The organism is Cysteiniphilum marinum (assembly GCF_014857925.1).
In the GTDB taxonomy this organism is placed as follows: Bacteria; Pseudomonadota; Gammaproteobacteria; order Francisellales; family Francisellaceae; genus Caedibacter; species Caedibacter marinus.
On sequence record NZ_JACYVZ010000026.1, the window covers coordinates 19,728 to 35,855 of the forward strand.

Annotated in this window: 14 protein-coding genes; 3 read left to right on the plus strand and 11 right to left on the minus strand. The window is 39.2% G+C overall.

Annotated features, from left to right (window positions below; genetic code table 11):
* Nucleotides 1-9: 9 nt before the first annotated feature.
* From IE867_RS10560 to IE867_RS10610, 11 genes are all read right to left on the minus strand, one after another.
* Entirely contained in the window at nt 10-2,085 is a 2,076-nt protein-coding gene (locus IE867_RS10560) for a TonB-dependent receptor domain-containing protein (RefSeq protein ID WP_192484694.1), read from the minus strand.
* Nucleotides 2,086-2,098: 13 nt separating this feature from the next.
* Nucleotides 2,099-2,512: a biopolymer transporter ExbD gene (locus IE867_RS10565; protein ID WP_192484695.1), complete on the minus strand. Its 414-nt coding sequence runs from the start codon at nt 2,510-2,512 to the stop codon at nt 2,099-2,101.
* Nucleotides 2,509-3,216, minus strand: a complete 708-nt coding sequence (locus tag IE867_RS10570) for a MotA/TolQ/ExbB proton channel family protein (RefSeq protein WP_192484696.1) — start codon at nt 3,214-3,216, stop codon at nt 2,509-2,511. The genes IE867_RS10565 and IE867_RS10570 overlap by 4 nt, the downstream gene beginning before the upstream one ends.
* A 5-nt stretch (nt 3,217-3,221) precedes the next feature.
* Nucleotides 3,222-3,986 (minus strand): HugZ family pyridoxamine 5'-phosphate oxidase, encoded by a 765-nt coding sequence (locus tag IE867_RS10575; RefSeq protein ID WP_192484697.1) that lies wholly within the window; start codon nt 3,984-3,986, stop codon nt 3,222-3,224.
* Between the two features lie 198 nt (nt 3,987-4,184).
* Complete coding sequence (locus IE867_RS10580) at nt 4,185-4,655, minus strand: RES family NAD+ phosphorylase (protein WP_192484698.1); 471 nt, start codon at nt 4,653-4,655, stop codon at nt 4,185-4,187.
* Nucleotides 4,652-5,074, minus strand: coding sequence for a type II RES/Xre toxin-antitoxin system antitoxin (gene parS, locus IE867_RS10585; protein ID WP_192484699.1), 423 nt, complete (start codon nt 5,072-5,074; stop codon nt 4,652-4,654). Before parS ends, IE867_RS10580 begins: the two co-directional genes overlap by 4 nt.
* A 69-nt stretch (nt 5,075-5,143) precedes the next feature.
* Complete coding sequence (locus IE867_RS10590) at nt 5,144-5,995, minus strand: isoaspartyl peptidase/L-asparaginase (RefSeq protein ID WP_192484707.1); 852 nt, start codon at nt 5,993-5,995, stop codon at nt 5,144-5,146.
* Between the two features lie 47 nt (nt 5,996-6,042).
* A complete protein-coding gene (locus IE867_RS10595) occupies nt 6,043-6,864 on the minus strand; it encodes a cyanophycinase (protein WP_192484700.1) in 822 nt (273 codons plus the stop codon).
* Between the two features lie 91 nt (nt 6,865-6,955).
* On the minus strand, nt 6,956-8,659 hold the full coding sequence (locus IE867_RS10600) for a Mur ligase family protein (RefSeq protein WP_225630031.1): 1,704 nt from the start codon (nt 8,657-8,659) through the stop codon (nt 6,956-6,958).
* Between the two features lie 9 nt (nt 8,660-8,668).
* Nucleotides 8,669-11,482 carry a cyanophycin synthetase gene (gene cphA, locus IE867_RS10605; protein WP_192484701.1) on the minus strand — a complete coding sequence of 938 codons (2,814 nt, stop codon included), beginning with the start codon at nt 11,480-11,482 and terminating at the stop codon, nt 8,669-8,671.
* A 331-nt stretch (nt 11,483-11,813) separates the two neighbouring features.
* Nucleotides 11,814-13,178 (minus strand): L-serine ammonia-lyase, encoded by a 1,365-nt coding sequence (locus tag IE867_RS10610; RefSeq protein WP_192484702.1) that lies wholly within the window; start codon nt 13,176-13,178, stop codon nt 11,814-11,816.
* A 115-nt stretch (nt 13,179-13,293) separates the two neighbouring features.
* Here IE867_RS10610 and asd point away from each other — a divergent pair, with 115 nt between their 5' ends.
* The 3 genes from asd (at nt 13,294) to IE867_RS10625 (ending at nt 16,015) form a co-directional block, all read left to right on the plus strand.
* A complete protein-coding gene (gene asd / locus IE867_RS10615; protein ID WP_192484703.1) occupies nt 13,294-14,130 on the plus strand; it encodes an archaetidylserine decarboxylase in 837 nt (278 codons plus the stop codon).
* A gap of 102 nt (nt 14,131-14,232) precedes the next feature.
* Nucleotides 14,233-15,357, plus strand: coding sequence for a CaiB/BaiF CoA transferase family protein (locus tag IE867_RS10620; RefSeq protein WP_192484704.1), 1,125 nt, complete (start codon nt 14,233-14,235; stop codon nt 15,355-15,357).
* A complete protein-coding gene (locus tag IE867_RS10625; protein ID WP_192484705.1) occupies nt 15,326-16,015 on the plus strand; it encodes a hypothetical protein in 690 nt (229 codons plus the stop codon). The genes IE867_RS10620 and IE867_RS10625 overlap by 32 nt, the downstream gene beginning before the upstream one ends.
* Nucleotides 16,016-16,128 lie beyond the last annotated feature (113 nt).

Sequence of the window (16,128 nt, forward strand, 5' to 3'; positions counted from 1 at the left end):
CAATCTCACCTAAAAACGATAGTTAAGCTGTAAATAAATGCTTCGACCCATAGACGGCACCAAGGTGCTACCATCATAATCCTGATAATACTGATCAAATAGGTTATCAACCCCTGCACTCATTGTGAAACCTTTGACAAAGCTTGGCTGCCATTGATATGCCAAGCTTAAAAGCGCGTACCCTGGGACTTTAGGTGTATTAGTTGGTACATGGTTTTGTGCAAGCGCATAATCAAATCGTGTTTGAATCGTACTGTCAATAACCCTAATCGGCACAGCGAATGCCACCATCCCTTTGGCTCTAGGGATAGGTAAGGCACTACCTACAGGAATGGTATTGCCATCTTCATTACGATATGCCGATTTTGTTTTCCCACGCGTATAAGTAAAGTTCGTCATCACTTCAAACCAATGGTTTTGGTATTGTGCAGAGACGTTATAACCATATAGTTGCGCTTTGGAAATATTAATGTTTTGATTAATTGCTGCTCCTGCATTAAAGCCAATATTACTATTTAAAATGTAGTTATCAACATCATTTAAAAAGATATTACCAGAAAAATTAATCTTTTGATCATGTGTTAATGACTGTGCATAGATAAATCCAAGCGTTTTATTATGCCCAATTTCCGGATTTAAATTTGGATTAGGAACAAATTTTAAAAATACATAACCTGAATTAGGATGATCTCCGCCTAAGTATAGATCTTGCAATGATGGGATGCGATACCCTTCGGTATAACCTAGGTAGACTTTTAATGGATCAATCATCTTGTAGCTAATACTTGCTTGTTTGGTAAAGAATGAGCCATCGTTATTCATATTGCCACTTGTGCTTTGGTAGCCATTAAATCGCCCACCAATCGTTATATTTAGCTTTGGCAAAATATCCCAGCTATCTTGTAAGAATGCACTATAAAGTTGCTGATTTGCTGTTGGAAAATTGGTACTTGTTTGACTGCTATAACCATCATAACCATTGATATAACTATATTCCGCACCATAATACAAGCGTTGCTTATAAACTGTTGTAACATTCGATAACTGCACACCTGTGGTATTAACATGCACATCTTGTGGCAAGGCAAAGCCTCCACCATTGTTGGTCGGTGATGAGCCCAAATGATTTTCGTTGTAATATAGTTTGGCTTTAAGATCAACATACGGATTATCAGGATTAAAACGATAATCCAATATGCTTTGCGTTTGGAAGAAATTAAAATTTGAACTTGGATTCGTTGAGGAAGTTTCCTTGTTTACTGTCGCTGGATAAAGACCCACATTCTGCATTGATAAGAAGGATGCTTTTAAGGTCTGCGCTTTTGAAATATCCCAAACCGTTTTAAGTAAATATTGTAAATTATTACTAGCAGAATCTGGTAAGGTTTGTCCATTGCCTAACCGTACATTGTTACTGCGCCCACCAACTACATCCACCAAATAACTAACATCTCCGGTTTTAAAGGCAACAGCAGCATTGGCATCACCACTATAATCGCCTGTGGCACCACCTAATCCAACTTGTCCACCAACGGACTTATCTTGAGCTAAAAAATCACTTGGATCTAACGTTTCAAAGTTAACTGCCCCACCTAAGTTACCATTACCGTAAGCAATATTACTACCGGATTGACTTGCTAAGACTTCTTTATATAGTGCTGAGCTTAGTAATTGGCGCGATTGATTATGCCCAAAGGATGCCAAGTTATTATTAATACCATCAATTCCAACAAAAACGCGATCATCTGACAAACCACCCAAACTAATGTTTTGTGTTGTTGGTCGATTGCCACCAAGCATTTGCACACCAGCCATTTCATTCAATTGCATAGCCGTTGATTGAATTAGATTCGCACCTCTTCCTTGCTGCACTGAAACAGTAGGTAACGCACTACCCGCTTCAGGTGCCACATTGATTTGACTTATTCTACTTTGTTTCTCAGGCATGCTCGGCAAGGCGTTCTTAACAGCAACCACCTGAATTTCACCTAAATCTACCGCTTGCGTATTTGCTGATTCTTCACTTGCATACATAAGCTGAGCAATGCCTGTTAGCACAAGCACACTTAATAATTTTGTTTTCATTTTTAACACTCTACTAATGATTAACTTGTATATCTGCTGCGGTTAAACCTGTTTCTTTTAGCACCGCAAACACTTCTAGCATTGTTTGTAATGGAATATTTTTATCCGCTGCCAGAGTAATCTGTGACATTGATGTCATCTCTTTTTGTGATAATAAATAACTTTTCAGCATATCAATACTCGTAAAATGCTCACCATTGATCCTATAATCGTGCGTCTTTAAATAAAGCGTTGTTTGAGATGACTTGCTTTGGGTAACACTAGTACCTTTAACATTAGGCAAAGGGAGTTTAAGCAAATGCTGAATGGGTCCGGCTAATAATACAAACATAACCAAAAGCACTAACATAAAGTCTAGTAATGGAATCAAGTTGGGTTCATCCACCTCCAAACCATTATGCTCATGATGATTTAAACTACTTATCATAACGCAGCCTGTTCACGCAAATTAACCATATTGGTTTTGTTATTTACTTTACTTATTTCATCAATTTCTTTTTGTGCTTTTTGCTCTTTCTGATCTTTTTTACGCGCCTTTTGTCGATCTAGGCTTAAAATCAGCTGATTTAATGACTCTTCTGCATTTGCTAAATAGCGCTCACTAAATTGTCGAAAACAATAAAATGCCAATAAACTCACTAAAGCTAACACAATACCAAATGCCGTAGCATACATTGCCTCAGATAAGTACATAATCATATTCTGCAAACCATTGCCACTTAAGGATTCGGCTAATGCAGCAAATGAATGACTCATGCTCCAAATCGTACCCAAAAGCCCGAGCATTGGTGAAACAACAGCGAATAAATTAAGCCAGATTAATGGACGCTGCATGCGTTGACGTTGTTTGCGCATTAACAAGCACACTTCACTTTCAGCAATCTCTTTAGGCTCAGTGATCAAAGGTGAAATATATCTTAATATGGGCTTAGCCAATGCGTTTAATCTTAGGTTAAGCGTCTTCTTATCATCACGATTAACCGCATTAATCAAACACTCTACCTTACCTAAATTAAGCTTCGGTAAACTGATAAAAGTAATTATTCGCTCGATACAAATCGCAACAATCAAAAAGCTCACAGCCAACATAGCATAGCTGACTAAACCAAATTGACTAAAAAAATGCCCCATAATATCTAAACTGCCTTTTCCATTAATGCTTCTTCATTACTCGCTATTTGCTGTCTTGCCTTTTTTGACATCGCTGCAAGCACCGCTCTTAACATCGAAAGATTTGTCACATCATGATCAAATGGAATATAGTGATTTTTATATTTACTCTGCAACCACATGCCTTCTTGATCAAAGTAGACCATCTCAAGCGTGCTATCTTCTGTTAAGGCAATACCTGCACATTGACAATAAAGTGACAATGCATCTTTATGATCTTCATTCATATGTTTGATAGCACCATTAATCTCCTCATTTTTAAATACCTGCTCAATACAGAAATTCTCTTTGCTCACCCAATTAATATCACCAAAACCACCAATAAAACGTACTTTCTCAATGTGTAATTTATAAAAGTGAAAATCATGGGTTTTGTCTTGATAATCTTTTGATTCTGGGAAAAAACGTGTATAAATACTTGCTACCTTTTCTCCATCTTCCAAACGATTTAATCGTCCTAAAATCGTGACACGTCCAGCTTGTTGAATATCCTCTTTTTCATCTTCAATAATCGTTAATGACACTTTGTCATCTTTGGCAACATTGCGTGTATGCTGCGCGAGTTTACTGATATAAACAAGCACTTCACCATCAGTATCAAACGCATACGCCACCAATGAACCAAAAGGATAGCCAGGCATTGCGACAGATTGCGTTGCTAATACACCATATAGCTTCTGTTTGGTTAATTGTCTTGCTCTTAATGCTGTTTGAATTTTATTTGTGTCCATAAAAACCTCTTTGATTTAAACGATAATAATTGTCATTTGCAAGTAATGAAGTTAATGATAGTCACTATCAAATTTAAGTCAATGATAAAAAGCAAATTTTTTATATGCCCATCGTAAATCATTCTGTGGTGTTTGATGTCGAAGAAATTCAATGGCAGAAATACTGCAAAATGGTTTGGGGCGGGTAAAGTGAAATATTTACTTTGCTAATCGCGTATCAAAGCTAAAGTCTAATACTTTGGCCTTTTTGACTACCTTTGCAAATCCTTTATGCAATGGGTTTAGAATATAATTGTACTCTCTTGGAACGATAACGCTTGGTACAGCCAATATTAAGGACTCACAACGCTTAAGCCATTGATCACCAATATCTGCTGTTTCAGGCGGTGCAGGTTGATCTTGCCATGAATGTGGTAATAACTCAGGCTTTAAATAGTTAATCTCTGACTTTGGCAACTCAATTTGAAATAGTGTGAAATTTGGTAAAATAGCATAGTTCTCTAAATGAACAAATATTTCTAATATTGCGAGAGATTCTGAGCCTGCGCAATATACGCAAGGACGTCCTTTATTATTCCATCTTCCTCCATATATTCTGGCACCATCACCAGTAAATGCATCTTGTGCAAATTTGCTTTTCACCAATCTATAGGCAAATACTTTGCTCATACAAAAACGCCATGCTCAAGTCTGCCGATGAGATCAAGTACTGCTTTTGTTTCAGCAGATGTCCTAAGCATCTCAATCGGTTTTCTACCACCCAATCCATTAACTGGAGACATCAGCCAATGCAGTGCTTTCTGGTGGTGTCCTTCAAATAAATTCAAAGCTGATTTATAAACTTCTGCATAGCGATATAATCGATCACTTTCAGCTTCAGTAAAAAAACCTGATTTATATCTTCTATTAAGTGAAGCCGGTGCTATTGTGGTAATTTTAGCGAGCTGGTTTTTCTCAATTCCAGAAATATCAGCCAATTTGCTAAAAACCTCACAGCTAAAGCCCTCATGAATTGCCTGATAGAGACGCTCACCACGTGATGGAATACCAACGGCATCCCAAAAGTTATTTTGATTACCCTGTTGCATAGCATCTCCTTGTTATAATTGATACATTAAGAATATATCACATGATTGAAATTATGCAACTTCGGTTATTTACTCATAAAAAGTTTTAGCTTTCTCACCATCATGATAAGCAAATAATGTTTGTGCGACTTGAGTTGAACCAGTCGAAATATTGCCCTTTTGATCTAATGCAATCAATCCAACATAATCATCCAAAGCATCACTTTCTTTAATACTTTTAGCAACCGCCTCATCCAAAGGTATACCATCTTTAACACGCGTATGGACTTTTGCTGCAACGGCTTGATTAACAATATGCTCACCAATACCAGTGCACGATATCCCCATAATGTTTGATGCGTAGTTACCAGCAACGGTCGGACTATCGCCCACACGACCTGGCACTTCAAAGCCTGCCCCGCCTGTTGAAGTTAATGCAACAATATTGCCTTGACTATCTAGTACGACAACACCAATAGTCCCTGTTAAGCCTTTTTTTAATTCAAGATATTCTTGATAACGGTGCTCAGTTATTGGGTTGTACTCGGGCATTTTTAATGTCTCATGCGCAAAGCGCGTTGCCTCATCAGCTGCACGCACACTGTGATGTTCATTTAAAAGTGCTAAAGCCACTTCACTTGGATATTGGATATTTTGAATATTAATCACGCCTGCAAATTTGGCTTTTGCACCATTCATAATTGAAGCTGACATGCGCACCTGCCCATCTTGCTGCAAACGCGAGCCCGTACCGGCATTAAATAGTGGATCATCCTCTAATAATTTCGCTGCAAAAACAGCAGTTTTTAAGGCATTATCATAGGTTTTAAGAAAGGCATAGGCTTCCTCAATAATGGTTAATAGGTGCACATGATAATCACTAAAAGGGGTATTTTTATCCTCTCTAGCACCACATCCGCCATGAATAATAATCTTTTGCATCTTCTGCACCTTTTGCTCTTTTTGCATTCCAAACCCCATCCTTGCGATTAATTAACAACCTCAACCTCATGCGCATTTGTGTCATATTTACTGCCTTCAAGTAAGAGATGCATGCGAATGCCTACCAAACTAATCGGATCATCATCGCGCGCATGCGGCATTGATGAGTGCTCAATATGTGACATATCAATTATCGTTAATGCGCCACTGCCTACAACCTCAATTACGCCATCATCAGCGAGAAAGGCACCCGTGTCTTCATCAATTCCAACACCAGTTACAAAGGGATTATAAGATAATGCCGTTAATAAGCGTCCCAAACGATCTCGTTGCGAAAAATGTTGGTCAACGAGTATTTTGTTAGTTAGCCCTAAGCCTGGCGCCATATTGACCATATTATAGCGTGGCATAAAACCAGTGGCTCCACCGACAATCATATGTTCAGAGATAAATGCAGCACCTGCCGAGGTGCCTGCTACATGCACACCCTTGGCGTTACAACGACGAATCATTTGTGCCACTTTAGTGCCACCAAGCACGGTTGATAACAGTAGCTGATTACCACCGGTCATAAAGATACCCGTTGCTTTTTCAAAGTGCTGAAGATAATCCTCATTATCGGTATCAGCACGTGCTTGAATCTCAAGGCTTACCGCATCTTTAACACCAAGAGACTTAAAAATCTTGATATATTCGCTGCCCGTATCTGGCAGCTTAGATGCCGTTGGAATTATGACAATATAGGCATCTTTATCACCTGCTAATTCAACGAATCGCTGCAAAACCTTGGGTGAAACCAATTTATCTTCACGTCCACCAATTGGAATAATATATCCTCTTTTAATACCTGAAACTGTTGGTGCGGGCATTCTCACTCCTCTCTTTTTCTTAAATGCCTAACGTAAGCCCCTACAAGGGGTTATTACTAGAGCGTTAGTTAGTAATATAGTTATCAAATAGTCAATCACAATATGTCTTCACTAGGGCCCCAATCTCAGCAATATGATCATGACAACACAAGACACACACATCACCTTGTTGCAATTGCGATAATAGCAACTTTGCCCCAGACAACTCATCTTCAACCAAACGTATTGTATCTTTTTCCTGACCAAAACGAACTAGTGATGCTGCAATTTTCATGGGAATTTCTCCTTCATTAGCACCACGCAAATATTTCTTAAGCTCTTTGATTACAATCTCATGCGGCTTATACTCAGCAATTACTTTTGAGCTATCATCAATCAAATTGATTCTGTCTCCCGTTGTGCCAAACAACAAACTAAGCTTACCGTCTTTTGTTTGATACGCTTGAGCCAAGGATAAAATCGCCTTAAATCCTGCTGGATTATGCGCAAAATCAATAATCACTTTTGCACCTGATTTGAGTGTGTAGATATTAGCGCGCCCTTGATTTTCTTTCTCTGTATTTTGATAAGCACATAACGCCGCTATTATTTTCTCAAAAGCAATACCCAATGCAAAAGCCAAAGCTATTGCATGTAAAGCATTCTCAATATTATGTTTTGCATGACCATTCATCGTTAGCGGCACATCATTAACATTAGCTAATGTTTTTTCTTTACCTTGGTGCCACCAGATAAAACAATCATCAGCAACATAACAAGCATGATCATTTATTGTTAATTGATTTAACACCAAAGGTGAAATTTTTGTTTGGCTTATTAAAATTCTAGGATTTTTTAGTTGGTTAACCACCTCGCGCAAAAGCACATCATCCATATTGATCACGGCAAAACTATTTTCTTTGGCTAACGCACGATAAACAATGCATTTGGCATCAAACAAATCGTTTAAGGTTTCAACACCATCCTCACCCATATGATCATAAGAAACATTAGTGACCGTTGCTGCTGAAACTTGTGTTTCTATCAAGCCACGTTTTAACAATCCACCACGCGCTGATTCTAAAACAGCTACTTCAACACTTGGATTGGTGAGCACAAATTGATGTCCCGTAGGTCCTGAATAATCGCCTTGATCAATAATCTCACCATTAATAGCAACCCAATCCGTTGAAGCATAACCACTTACCTTACCAGCATGCTGACAGATAAAATTCGTCAAACGCACTGTTGTTGTTTTGCCATTGGTTCCGGTAACAATGGCCTGTGGAATATCATAAATATCCTGCCATGGTAGCGATAAATAATCATCGGTTAATAATGATAATTTATAACGACCAACACCAGAACCTACATAAGCATGATCTTTTTCTCTAAAGATATTTAAACCATGTGATTTGGCATTAACATACAGTATACGGTAGGCAAGGTTTTGCTCTTCTTGAATTGCTTGAAGTAAGCTTGCCTTTTGCGATTCATTCAATACCAAAACGTCATTATTTAAGAATTCATAACATGCTGCTTGCCATGTGTAATCAATAACATCACAACTGGCAAGCAAGATATCACACGGTGCAGTAAACGCTAAACGCAAACCCTCGCTATACGCCTTATGTGCTAGCTTATATTCAGAGAAACCAAATAAAGGCAGCAGTCGCTTACAATTTTTTTGCCATAGTTTAATAAGTACCTCTTGATTTGTCTTAAGCGGAATATCAAGCACAACACCGGTTTCATTAAAAAACAAATTAGGCCCAACTAAACGCCTTGAATAACCTTCAGGAATTTCATGCATCATTACACCTACTTAATCGGCATCTTCTTCAACAATAGCAACAAGGCGCACACCACGCTCATCGGCAATAATGCCACCTTGCATCATCTGTACAATCTCTTGTGCCAAACCATGGTTTTTGCTTAATTCAATCGTTGTATTCGTCTTCGTTGTGGCTGTATTTTCAGAAGCCTCATCTTCTTTATTGAAATGAATAATCTGCTTCCACGTGCGTTTGATATTATCTGCAAACACCACCAAAAGATCACCAACATTAGCATGTTGTAATGTATGATCAACTGCTTCTTGCTCGCTTTCAATAATCTGAATGCTATTTTCAGAAATTCCAGCTTCTAGCAATGCTTCTTTTAATTTGTGTGGAACTTCACCAGATTTACGCCCTCTTAAACCATCATCTTGCTTACAGATAAATTGATCAAAATAAGGTGCTACCGCCTTAGCAATATTAGCAATATCCTGATCACGTCTATCCCCAGGAGCTGCAATCACACAGGTTTTGATGCCTTTAGTATCAATCTGTTCAACCAACTTACCCATTGCCAAAACAGCCGCTGGATTATGACCATAGTCCATTAAGACCTTAAATGGATGTTCATCAAACCAGTTCATACGTCCTGGTGCTTGATAAAACGAAGTTGTAAAGGTTCTGAGTCCATTTTTAATATCATCTAGGCTCATATTCATACTATAAGCAATTGCCACGGCAAACATAGCATTTTGTACATTGTGAACTGCTCGCCCTTCCATTGTTGCAGGAATCAAATGCGTCCATAATACCGGCATGTGAATATGATTATCAAAGATGGTGATCATGTCACCATTAACCCCTTTCTCAATGACAACGGCCTTGCCCCCTGCACGAATATGCTCTTTGACCAATGCGTGCTCTGGATTCATCGTCACATACATAATGTGCTCAGCTTGTGTATAAGCAGATAATTTTAAGCAATGCGGATCATCAGCATTTAATACAGCGACATCGCGTGCTGCATCAGTTACGATACGTTTCACTTCTGCTAGTTCTTCTAGTGTATTAATACCCTTGAGCCCCATATGATCCTCGGCAATGTTAATGCAAGCGCCAACATTGCAATAATCATAACCTAAACCACTTCTAAGCAAACCACCACGTGCCGTTTCAAACACAGCCACATCAACATTAGGGTCACGCAACACCATTTGTGCGGACTTAGGTCCTGTCATATCACCTGCGACACTTAATTTACCGTTAACATAAACACCATCTGTTGTGGTAAAGCCCACACATTTACCAGCAATCTTCCACATATGAGCAACCATGCGTGTTGTCGTTGTTTTGCCATTGGTACCAGTAATTGCTGCAATTGGAATACGCGCACGCTCTGTATCAGGAAATAACATATCCATCACTGCACCTGCTACATCGCGTGGATATCCCTCACTTGGTGATACATGCATTCTAAAGCCAGGTGCTGCATTAACCTCACAAATACCTCCGCCGATTTCTTGATAAGATTGGGTAATATCAGGGGATAGGAAATCAACCCCACCAACATCCAAACCAATCGCAGTGACCGCACGCTCTGCCATCTCACGATTATCCGGATGCACTACATCGGTTAAATCAATTGCCGTACCACCGGTTGAAAGATTCGCTGTTTTACGCAAGTAACAAATCTCACCACTTGCTAAAATGCTCTCTGCTGTGAGTCCGGCTTTTTCTAATAGAGTTAATGCTTGATGATCAAGCTCAAGACGTGTTAATACCTTCTCATGCCCGACACCGCGCCTTGGGTCTTTATTGACAGTATCAATTAGCTCAGCAATCGTGTGCTTACCATCACCAACGACATGTCCAGGAACGCGTTTTGCCACAGCGACTAATTTACCATTAACGACCAACATGCGATGATCAAAACCTTCAATATATTGCTCTAAAACAACCCAACGACCATGCTCTTTTGCCAATGCATATGCTTGTTTTAAACCTTCATCATCTTGAATATTAATGCTTATACCACGACCATGATTACCGTTTAATGGCTTAACAACCAATGGATAACCTAAGTGACGGGCAACGGATAATGCATCACTTTCGTGGCGCACGCTGCGTTGCTTAGGTACAGGGAGTCCCAAACCATTTAAAATGGTGTTGGTTTGTTCTTTATCACAAGATATCTCAACGGCAATATGTTTAGTTTCACCGGTAATGGTCGCTTGAATACGGTTTTGATACTTGCCATGACCGAATTGCACTAAAGACTGGTCATTTAATCGAATGTACGGAATATCGCGCTTTGTCGCGGCTTCTACTAATGATCCCGTACTTGGACCAAATTCTTTGCTTTGGGCAAACTTAATAAAGCGAACCCTCTCTTCTTCAAAATCAAAATCTTTAAGATCCACATTAAGTGCTTGCTGCAGCTCTTGAGGTAAAAGTGAGATCAGTAAATCACGTGCTAAGAAGCTCGCCTGCAAACCAACATCTTTTTGCTTATACTCGAACACCATATTGTATTGTCTTGGCTCACCAGTGCTGCGCGTTTTACCAAAGCTTACATTGCTACCTGCAACATCCTGAAGCTCAATCGCTACATGCTCCCAAATATGCCCCATCCATGTACCTTCATCCTCACGCATGCGCCGTATAAAACCACCTGGCTCACGATAAGAGCAACCATGTTCTTTCAGTCCCGGAAGCGCCTCAATCAAGGCATCAATAAAATCAGCACCGAGCTTTGCCGATGGCCACTCTTCTAAAATACCCAAGTCAATAACATGTCTAATGACTGGAAAGTTGGCATAGACATTTGGTCCAATATAGACATTCGTGGATAGTATTTGCATTGTATTCTCCCTGTTTGTAATTTTTCTCCAAAGATATTGACTGTTAGAATAAACAAAGTTAAACCCTTTGTATAGCAGACATTGACGCTTCTTGTATCAATTTTTTTGTATTTTAACGTTCCATATTGACCATGACCATATTCCTGCCCACTTTGATTGTGTAAGCGCACCCTGAGCGTAAGTCGAAGCCTTTATGAAGTATGATTTTCCAAAGCTACCCACTTCGACTGATACTCAGTACATCGCTTCGGCTTACACTCAGGGTACGGTGAGCACTCGTGGGTGAACATTTAGTCTTAGCTTCCATATTCTATGCATAATTACTATATTTCTAACATGCTGGTAAATTCACGGCTAGGCCACCAAGTGATGTTTCTTTGTATTTAGTGGACATGTCTTTACCTGTTTCTTTCATCGTCTGAATCACTTGATCTAAGCTCACATGATGCTCACCATCGCCTAGTAGTGAAAGCTTAGCACCATTGACTGCTTGTACTGCACCCATGGCATTTCTCTCAATACATGGAATCTGTACCAAACCACCAATTGGATCACAGGTCAACCCCAAATTATGCTCCATGCCCATCTCAGCGGCATTTTCGACTTGTTCAACATTGCCGCCTAGAAGTGCGCAAAGCCCCGCTGCCGCCATTGAGCATGCAACACCCACTTCACCTTGGCAGCCTACTTCGGCTGCTGAAATTGAAGCCCCTTTTTTAAATAAAATGCCAATAGCCGCCGTTGTTAACAAATAATCGATAATCTCTTTTTTTGTGGTGAAGGGATGGCTTAGCACATGATGTTTTAATACAGCAGGAATCACGCCTGCCGCCCCATTGGTTGGTGCTGTAACCACCTTGCCACCGGCGGCATTCTCTTCATTAACAGCAATGGCAAAAACATTAAGCCAATTAAGATCCTTGATATCTAAACGCGATTCCTCCAAACGTGTTTTAAGTTTATATGCGCGACGTTTAACTGATAACCCTCCTGGAAGTTCACCATCTGTTTGCAATCCGTTTTCAATGGACTCATCCATCACCTGCCAAATCGCAAGCACACCTTCTTCAACTTCATTCTTATCACGCAACACGCATTCATTGGCCATCATTAAGTCGGCTATACTCATCTGGTATTTCTCACACAGATCCAACAACTCTTTAGCCGTTGCAAATGGATAAGGTACGGCGTGCGCATCAACGGGAGCTGGATCATTGTGTAAATGCATCTCATGCTCATCCAAGATAAATCCCCCTCCGACAGAAAAATACTTTAATGTATCAAGTTTTTTGCCTTGCGCATCCCATAGCGTAAACAACATACCGTTAGCATGCTCTGGCAGCGCCTCATTATAGTGAAATATCAGATCAGCCGTATAGTCAAAATCAATCTCATAAGACCCCAATAATTTCATCTTTTTGCTTTTAAGAATCTGATCATAACAAAGTGCAGCCGCATTAATATCAATACTATGTGGCTCAAAGCCTGCAGATCCCAAAATACATGCATAATCTGTTTTATGCCCTTTTCCTGTCAATGCTAGTGACCCAAAAAGTTCAATCGTAAAACGCTTAGTCTCTTGCAATGCAGCTTGATGTTTTTGTAAAAACCGAAAGGCTGCGCGCATTGGACCCACTGTGTGTGATGATGACGGTCCTACACCAATAGAAAACAAATCAAAAATACTAATATTCATAAACTCACCCTTAAAAAAGCCCATTTACCTTAAAAAACCTGCTTACAATAAATCAGTGGCTGGCAGATGTAAAATAATTTACAATGCCAGCCAAAAATATATCGCTTAATACTGCATGTTTAAAGATACCTTATTTCTAACGCTTCAAAAAATATTACCTCAAGCCTGTTTATCACGCCTTGCCGGTAAGCTTGCTAACTGTGAAAACCCTACAATTAAAAATAAATTAATTCACCTTGCGATGAAACGTTTTGATATCGAATTAACTGACGCGTTAATTGACGATCCGACAGACTATGCTAGTTTTAACGATTTTTTCACCCGCAAATTAAAACCAGAAGCGCGCCTTATTGATCCAAACGATAACAGTATTATCTCGCCAGCTGATGGTAAAATCACGCAAGCGGGGAAAATCACCGAAGACAAATTAATTCAAGCCAAAGGCAAATATTTCTCATTAAAAGCACTTACAGCGGATACGGCGAAAGAAAACTATACTGATTTTTCAGTAATTTATTTATCCCCTTCGGATTATCATCGTGTGCATATGCCCATTGATGGGAGGCTTACACGCATGACTTATGTTCCAGGCAAATTATTCTCAGTCAATGAGTTAACCGCGGAAAATATCGATGGACTCTTCGCCAAGAATGAACGCCTGATTTGTTACTTTGATACTGCTATTGGTGAAATTGCCGTTATTTTTGTGGGTGCAATGCTTGTTGCAGGAATTGAAACCGTTTGGCATAAGTTAGTTGCACCTAACTATTACAGCAAAGTGACACACTTTGATTACTCTGAGCAAAACTTGCATTTTAATAAAGGTGATGAGATTGGTTTATTTAATTTTGGTTCAACGATTATTACACTTTTCCCTGAGAATAAAATCACATGGCAAGCGAACATCGCGGGCAAAATTAATATGGGGCAAACGATTGCCAAATCTATCTAAAAGCACTTAGCATGATTTAAAATATAAAAAATATCAGCAAAGCAATTTTTTTTATCTATACTCAAACTTGTCAAAAGCTAACAAAGAAACAAGGAGTTTGTGATGAAACCATTTGACGGATTATTAATTGCTGATTTTACCCATGTGTTATCAGGACCCTTTTGCACGATGCTATTGTGCGATCTAGGTGCCAGAGTAATCAAGCTTGAGCGCCCCGAAGTTGGTGAAGATTCACGCCAATTCGGTCCCTTTATCGATGGTATTTCCATGTATTTTGAAACAGTTAATCGAGGCAAAGAAAGTGTTGGTGTTAATCTTAAAGATCATAATGATCTAGCACTTGTTAAAAATATTATCAAACAGGCCGATGTTGTGGTTGAGAACTTCCGCCCAGGCACCATGGCTAAGCTTGGTCTTGATTATGATGCGCTTTGTAAGATTAATCCTCGGGTAATTTTCGCCTCTATCTCAGGCTTTGGACAATCTGGCTCGATGTCACAGCTACCTGCCTATGATGAACTAATTCAAGCGATGAGTGGCTTTATGAGTGTCACCGGTGAGCCTGATGGTCCACCAATTAAAGCAGGTCCCTCAGTTTCTGATATGCTTGCTGGTGTGTATTGCTTCTCGGCAATTACCACAGCGCTTTATCAGCGTGAAAAAACAGGCAAAGGTTGCCAAATCGATATTGCCATGTTTGATGCGATGTTGTCATTTTTAGAAAGTGATGTTGTCTCTGATAAAATGTTGCATAAAATCCCCAGCCGAATTGGCAACAAACACCCTAATATCTCACCCTTTAGCACCTTTAAATGTAAGGATGATGATATTGTTATTTGTGCGGCAACTGATAAGCTTTTTGCTTCTGCTTGTGATGTTATGGGACTTAATCTACCAAAAAATGATCCAAAATGCCAGAGCAATAAAGATCGCTTAGCACATAATGATCTTATCAAAGCTGCCTTTGAAAAGTCGCTTGGTAACGATACTGTTGCTAACTGGTATGATAAGTTTGTTAAAGCCGGCGTTCCCGCAGGACCTATTAATAATGTCAATCAAGCCCTTAATCTTAAAGTTGTTAAAGAGCGTGATATGATTGTCAAAGCAGGGAAATATCAGCTTCCTGGATGTCCATTGAAGTTCTCAACCAATAAGGAAACCGGCACAAGAAAAGAAGCACCTAAGGTAAATGCTGATGGCGCCAAAATTAAGAAAGAATTTAAATAATCGCTCTTTGATCATGCAATTAGCTTATGTTCTACGCTTTCGCCTCTGGCGTATGTTTTGTCATGGACTTACTGGCATAGTTTTGTTTATTTGTTTCTCACATATGGTATTTGCACAACAACTTAAAGATAATAATCAGCCAACGATGATGGCAGCGCATTATGATGCCTTGTTAAATGATTTCAATACTGATTTACACATTACACAAACACTATTACACGATATTAAGCTTAGGATATATGAGCCTGATATTAGCCAAAAACAATATGCCTTTTTTGCCAAACAATTAGACTTCGTACTCCAGAAATTCTATCAATATCAAACTGAACTGATTAATGAAAGACATAAACTAAGTCATGAACTATCTTATTTTGAAGAAACCAGTCAACCAGAATCTATTCGTGATTTGAGTCATGGTATTGCACTATTTAAACGTGTGCATGGTGGTATTAATAAACTCAAAGAGGCACAACAACAAGCACAAGAAATCATTAAAGCAACAAACCATCTACTGCTGAAACTCTCCGATCATGAACGTTTAATCAATGAGATTAAAGAGCTGAGATCAACACCATTTATGATCTCACCACATTCGTTTGCAAGGTCATTTAAAGAGCTTAAAGCATATTTTAACAATACTAATTGGGAGTGTTCATAAAACTGTGTCAATTTAAATTTAATATTGATGTAATGTGTTATTGCTAGAATAAACAGAGCAACTGTCAAGGAGGAACGCAGCAACGTGTTGCGAGTAGTCCTTGATGGTTGTGA